4 protein-coding genes are annotated in these 4,558 nt (G+C 50.4%); all 4 read right to left on the bottom strand.

Annotated elements, in window-relative coordinates; translation table 11 throughout:
- On the bottom strand, nucleotides 1-2,382 hold a 2,382-nt coding region (gyrA, locus tag LLF78_07380), incomplete at its 3' end, for a DNA gyrase subunit A (protein MCE5202316.1).
- Between the two features lie 106 nt (nucleotides 2,383-2,488).
- Nucleotides 2,489-3,025, bottom strand: coding sequence for a nitroreductase family protein (locus LLF78_07385; protein ID MCE5202317.1), 537 nt, complete (start codon nucleotides 3,023-3,025; stop codon nucleotides 2,489-2,491).
- A 15-nt stretch (nucleotides 3,026-3,040) separates the two neighbouring features.
- Nucleotides 3,041-3,520, bottom strand: a complete 480-nt coding sequence (locus LLF78_07390) for an Lrp/AsnC family transcriptional regulator (GenBank protein MCE5202318.1) — start codon at nucleotides 3,518-3,520, stop codon at nucleotides 3,041-3,043.
- Nucleotides 3,521-3,619: 99 nt separating this feature from the next.
- Nucleotides 3,620-4,558, bottom strand: a 939-nt coding sequence (locus tag LLF78_07395; protein ID MCE5202319.1) for an ATP-grasp domain-containing protein, incomplete at its 5' end; no start/stop codon positions are given.

A 4,558-nucleotide genomic window follows, 5' to 3' on the forward strand; every position in this document is an offset into this window, starting at 1 on the left:
CTTATAGCCGGTTGCAGTACGGCTGAGGCTCGAGACTTCGCTGGCGTGTATTCTTACCATCCGTCCCTTGCTGCTTATGACGACTATCTCCTCGTCCTCGGCAACACCCCATGCTCCGACAAGCCTGCCCGTTTTCTCTGAGAGTTTTATCGCGCGTACGCCATAACCGGCACGATGGTGCTGAGTAAATTCTTTATATGGAGTCCTCTTGCCTATCCCATGTTCACTTATGAAGAAGACCTGACGTCCTTCGGAGACAATATCACAGCCCACGACTTCGTCACCTTCATCAAGCCTTATCCCGCGGACACCCTGCGCCTGTCTCCCAAGGGGACGGAATTCCTCCTCTGAGACACGCAGCGTCTGCCCCAGAGCCGTCGAGAATAGCAGTTCGTCCGTGCCGCCCGTGACACGGACCCGTGATATGTTATCGTCATCAGCAAGCCCCAGCACACGACGCCCAGCCCGTGTGAGCCCTTCCAGTTCTTCGACCGGCAGGCGTTTTGCAATGCCATTGCGGGTAAGGAAGAAAACGAATTTAGCCCCTTCAAGCCGACTGTCCTTGATTGCAACTACACGTTCATCTTTTTCCATCGTTATGATAGTGCTTATGAGTTTACCTTTGCCCGATTTAGGCTCGGGCAGGGTGAATCCCCTGACACCGAAAACCCTGCCCTTGCTCGTGAAGAGATAGAGCGTTCTGTGGGTGCTGGTAATAGTCAGGAGTGCGATCTCATCCTCTGACTTTGTTGTAACTCCCTTGACTCCTTTGCCTCCGCGCGACTGCACACGGTAGTCCTGAAGAGGCATACGCCTGATATATCCGTCTCGGCTCAGCGCAACTACAATATCCGCTTCCGGGATAAGATCCTCATCGGCGACCTCATCAATGGAGTTCTCTATGTCAGTGCGGCGTTTATCAGTATATTGCCTGCGTATCTCAAGAAGCTCATCTTTGACGACAGAATCAAGTATTGCCTGGCTGCTCAGGATACTGCGGTAACGTTCTATGTCCATAAGCAGCTGACTCAACTCGCTGTCAAGCTTTTCCCGCTCAAGTCCGGTCAGCCTCTGCAGCCTCATGTCCAGTATAGCCTGAGCCTGTATCTCGGAAAAACCAAGTTCGTCTACAAGGTTGTTTCTGGCAGCAACTGCATTATCTGACCCTCTGATTATTTTGATGACCTGCTCAATCACATCAAGCGCACGAAGCAGGCCCTCTACGATATGAGCACGCTCCTCCGCCTTGCGGAGCCTGAATTCTGTGCGTCTGCGCACAACGTTCCTGCGGTGATCAAGAAAAACATTCACCATATCCTTAAGCGGAAGTTCTTTTGTAACTCCGTCCACAATGGCTAGGTTGATTATTCCGAAAGTGCTCTGAAGTTGGGTCCTTGTATAGAGCTGACGAAGAACCAGGTTAGGATCAGCATCCCTCTGAAGGTCTACGACGACTCGCATCCCTTCACGGTCGGATTCATCCCTGAGGTCAGATACACCGTCTATCATTCCTGTCTGTACACACTTGGCTATAGTCTCTATGAAATTTGTTTTATTGACCATGTATGGGATCTCTGTGATAATGATGCTCTGCTTGCCCTTGCGTCCATCCTCTACGTTCACACGGCCACGGACGATAACCTTGCCTCTGCCTGTCATGTAGGCATCGATTATACCTTCGCGCCCAAGGATTATGCCCCCTGTTGGAAAATCGGGACCGGGCATGAGTGACATCAGCTCACCAAGCTCTGCATCGGGGTTAGCAAGGAGAGTGCAACACACATCGATTGCCTCGCCGAGGTTATGCGGGGGCATGTTTGTTGCCATTCCCACCGCTATTCCCGTGCTTCCGTTGACAAGAAGATTTGGGATCCTTGACGGGAGGACAAGCGGCTCCTCCAGGGATTCGTCAAAGTTCGGCCCCCAGTCCACCGTTTCTTCATTTATGTCGGATAGCATTTCTTCACCGAGAGAATGAAGCCTTGCCTCTGTATAACGCATTGCTGCGGGGGGATCTCCATCTATAGAACCAAAGTTACCCTGACCCTCAACAAGCGGATACCTCATACTGAAGTCCTGTGACATACGTGCCATGGTGTCATATATCGCAGCATCACCATGCGGATGGAACTTACCCATTGTTTCGCCTACGATACGGGCCGATTTCTTGAAAGTTTGACTGTGTCTGACTCCAAGCTCAAGCATGGCATAAAGTATTCGGCGCTGAACAGGTTTAAGGCCGTCCCTTGCATCCGGCAGGGCCCTCCCTATGATGACGCTCATTGCATAATTCAGATAGCTCTGTTTGATCTCTTCCTCAAGGGGAAGTGTGATCACCTTGTTTATCTCGAAAAGATTGCCCTGCTTATCCCTGCGATCCATTTTTAAACCTCCGAGCCCATTCACTGAATAGTGAGCGGCAACCGTACCACCCCGCTCACTATTTACATTACAAACTGTATTATTGTACCACCTTTAGGGAAATGATTCACCATTTATTCAGATGTAGAGAATGTGCATCTATGCCCTTGTGCGGATCTTTTGTCTCCATCGGCCAGCCTATTACGGCAACACCCAGCAGCGCTATCTCTTCCGGCACATTGAGCAGCAATTTTATTCGCCCTTCAAGGCCATTGTCTCCATGTCTGGCACCGATCCATACAGAACCAAGGCCTGAGGCGTTAGCCGCGAGCAAGATGTTCTCCATAGCTGCAGCACAGTCCTCCTCCCAGTAGTGTACCGGGCTGCCCTCGCGCTCGATCTCGCTGCACACGGCAATAGCTAAAGCGGCAGTTGTGAGCATTTTTCCGTAAGGATGTACCTCCGCCATCTCATCGAGTATCTCCCTTTTATCTACTATTACGAAATGCCATGGGCGATAGTTATGAGAGCTTGGCGCAGCACAGGCACACTCAACGAGCAACTCGACCATATCAGCAGGGACCGGTCTCGATGCATCGAACCTGCGTATGCTCCTGCGGCTGAGAATATTTTCTATTGCTGCGATATTTTTATAATCAGACAAAATCAGACATTCCCTCTAGGCAAAAGAACTGCCGCCTACAAGTTTGATCGGGTCTATTGGCCTTCCAGCCACCGGAGATGAGAGCACGATAGCCGTTGTCGTCATGCCGCAGCTTCCCATCTTGCTGATGACATCTTCGAGGTGCCCTACGGATGATACGACTACCTTCAGTATTACACCGTCGCTGCCGGTGAGGTGATGACATTCAAGCACTTCCGGTATGGCGTTTGCAAGTTCATCAGCCTTGGGAAGAAGCGCCACAGGGATCGCAAGCCTTATAAACGCCATAATCGGATAGCCGACGCGGGACTGATTGACTATTGCCCTATAACCTAAAATTATTCCGGCCTCCTCCATCCGTCGGACACGCTCCGCGACCGCAGGCGAAGAAAGCCCGACGCGCCTGCCCAGTTCGTTAAAGGAAATTCTTCCATCCTCTTGGAGTATTCTTATAATCTGTCTTCCAATATCGTCAAGCAATTTTCCACTTAACATGGGCACTCCTCCATTCTCCTATTAAACAAAACTATTTTGACATATGTACATTGTTATATTAAGGCATTATTGCAAAAAATGGAAGAGTTTACCCTAAAATTATAGGCTGTTTTTCAACAGGCTATTCGCCACGGCCTGAGCCGCCGCTGCTGAATGCAGGCAGGGGACCCCTGCTGCCGAAGCGCTTCTTCTGATTTCCGCTCCATGAGCTATATGTCTTTCATTTCCACCCGGAATATTGAGCACCAGGTTCCAAACACCATTTCTGATTTTTTCTGCCAGCTCATCCTGAGGTACTTCGGTAACCTCTATCCCCCAGCGGCGGAGGTATTCGGCAGTCCCCGAAGTTGCATCAACAGACCAGCCAAGAGATTGGAACTGCGTTGCCACCAGCATTATCTCCGATTTTTGTGAATCAGCGATACTCATAAGTATGCGCCCCTTCTCAGGCGGAAGCCAACCAGCTCCCTTAAGACCGTCCATCAGTGCATCCGCAAGATTAGCCCCCAATCCGAGACTTTCGCCTGTGGACATCATCTTAGGGCCAAGTTTAGGGTCAATGCCCGGGAGTTTGTCATTTGAGAATACGGGGACCTTAACTCCCCAAACTCCTGAATTTGAAAGAATTCCCACTCCATAACCCATATCCTTCAGTTTTTCTCCGAGAGCAAGTCCGACTGCCATGTCTACCATTGGTATTTTTGATATCTTGCTTGCGATCGGAACTGTTCTGCTGGCCCGCGGGTTCGCCTCTATTATCCAGAATACGCCCTCTCTCAGGACGAACTGTATGTTAAGCAGGCCGTGTATATCGAGCTCGGCGGATATAAGTTTCACAACCTCAAGTATATCTCTCTGCTGTTCATCCGTAAGAGAAAAGCTGGGGAATACCGCAATGGAATCCCCTGAATGGATACCGGCTGGATCTATGTGCTCAAATATGCCGGGGATAAGCACCTCGTCTCTATCACAAACCGCATCACATTCGAACTCCTTTCCTGGAAGGAAGCGGTCAACCATGACACTCTGCCCCGGCAC

The sequence above is a fragment of the Synergistaceae bacterium genome (genome assembly GCA_021372895.1).
Classification (GTDB): Bacteria; Synergistota; Synergistia; order Synergistales; family Synergistaceae; genus JAJFTP01.

Bases quoted from the DNA above. Each gene is read 5' to 3' on its own strand.
- LLF78_07390 (MCE5202318.1), bottom strand. From the start codon at position 3,520: ATGTTAAGTGGAAAATTGCTTGACGATATTGGAAGACAGATTATAAGA.